At 67.4% G+C, this 1,579-nt stretch carries 1 protein-coding gene; it reads right to left on the bottom strand.

Translation table 11 applies throughout. The features are described from left to right. Positions 1 to 13: 13 nt before the first annotated feature. On the bottom strand, positions 14 to 1,408 hold the full coding sequence (locus tag P3W85_RS37625; protein ID WP_017224844.1) for an amino acid permease: 1,395 nt from the start codon (positions 1,406 to 1,408) through the stop codon (positions 14 to 16). Between the last annotated feature and the right edge of the window lie 171 nt (positions 1,409 to 1,579).

The following is a 1,579-nucleotide window of genomic DNA, read 5'->3' as shown; positions in this document are numbered from 1 at the left end:
GCGGCTGGCGGCGTCAGTTACCGCCGTGCAGCACCGCGTTGCGGCGCGCGTAGAGGAAGTAGATCGCCAGGCCGAGCGCCAGCCAGGCCAGGAAGGCAACCCAGGTCAACGGCTGCAGGTGGGCCATCAGGAACAGGCAGAAACCCACCGACAGCAGCGGCACCACCGGCACGCCCGGGCAGCGGAAGGCACGCGGCAGGTCCGGCCGCGTCTTGCGCAGCACCAGCACCGCCACCGAGATCAGCGTGAAAGCCGACAGCGTGCCGATATTGATCAGCTCGGCCAGCACATTGAGCGGCACCACGGCGGCGATCAGCGCGAACACGATGCCCACGGTCCAGGTGGCGAAGAACGGCGTGGCATGCACCGGGTGTACCTTGGACAGCCGCGCCGGCAGCAGGCCGTCGCGCGACATGGCGAAGATGATGCGGGTCTGGCCGAAGGTCATCACCAGGATCACCGTGGTCATGCCCAGGATGGCGCCGAGATCGACGAAGCCCGCCACCCAGTCCTGGCCGGCGTATTGCAGCGCGAGCGAGACCGGATGGTCGATGCCGGCGAACTTGGCGAAGGGCACGATGCCCGTCATGATGGCCGCCACCGTCACGTACAGCACCGTGCAGACCAGCAGCGAACCGATGATGCCGACCGGCAGGTCGCGGCGCGGGTTGCGCACTTCCTCGGCGGCCGAGGTCACCGCGTCGAAACCGATAAAGGCGAAGAACACCAGCGCCGCCGCATTGAACACGCCGGTCATGCCGTACGGCGCGAACGGATGCCAGTTGGCCGGCTTGACGTGCCACACGCCCACCGCGATAAACAGCAGTACCACCGAGATCTTGATGGCCACCATCACGTTGTTGAGGCGCGCCGACTCGCGCACGCCGTAGGACACCACCCAGGTGATGCCCAGCATGATCAGCGCCGCCGGCAGGTTGAACAGCGTATGCACGCCTGGCACCGCTCCCGGCGCCGCCGTGAGCACGGCCGGCAAGTGCCAGCCGAAGCCCGCCATCAGCGACTGGAAGTAGCCCGACCAGCCCACCGACACCGCCGAAGTGGCCAGCCCGTACTCGAGCAGCAGGTCCCAGCCGATCATCCACGCCACGATCTCGCCCAGCGTGGCGTAGCTGTAGGTGTAGATCGAACCCGAGACCGGAATCGCGGAAGCGAACTCCGCGTAGCACAGGGCGGCAAACCCGCACGCCATCGCCGCGATCACGAAGGACACGGTCAGCGCCGGGCCGGCGGTCAGGGCGCCGGTGCCGGTCAGCACGAAGATGCCGGTGCCGATGATGGCGCCAATGCCCATGAAGATCAGGTCCACCGGACCCAGCACCTTCTTCAGGCCATCGTCGCGGGCGGCTGCCAGCATGGATTCAATGTTCTTGGTACGAAACAAACTCATGAGAAGGTCTCCTGCTTTGGCTACCTTGCGGCCGGGCAGGCTGGTGCCGCCGGTGTCCGGCGACGCGCAGTGGCGACGGCTTGGCGCGGCGGCTCACGGGTTGCACGCCGCCGGGATTGACGGCGCGTCTCGCCGGCACGCGGATCGCACGCCGGCCCCGTTGTGTTTTTA

The organism is Cupriavidus basilensis, assembly GCF_029335485.1.
Classification (GTDB): domain Bacteria; phylum Pseudomonadota; class Gammaproteobacteria; order Burkholderiales; family Burkholderiaceae; genus Cupriavidus; species Cupriavidus basilensis_E.
The sequence above is the reverse complement of the archived record's forward strand: the minus strand, read 5'-3'. Positions and strand labels throughout refer to the sequence as shown.

Bases quoted from the DNA above. Each gene is read 5' to 3' on its own strand.
- P3W85_RS37625 (WP_017224844.1), bottom strand. From the start codon at position 1,408: ATGAGTTTGTTTCGTACCAAGAACATTGAATCCATGCTGGCAGCCGCC.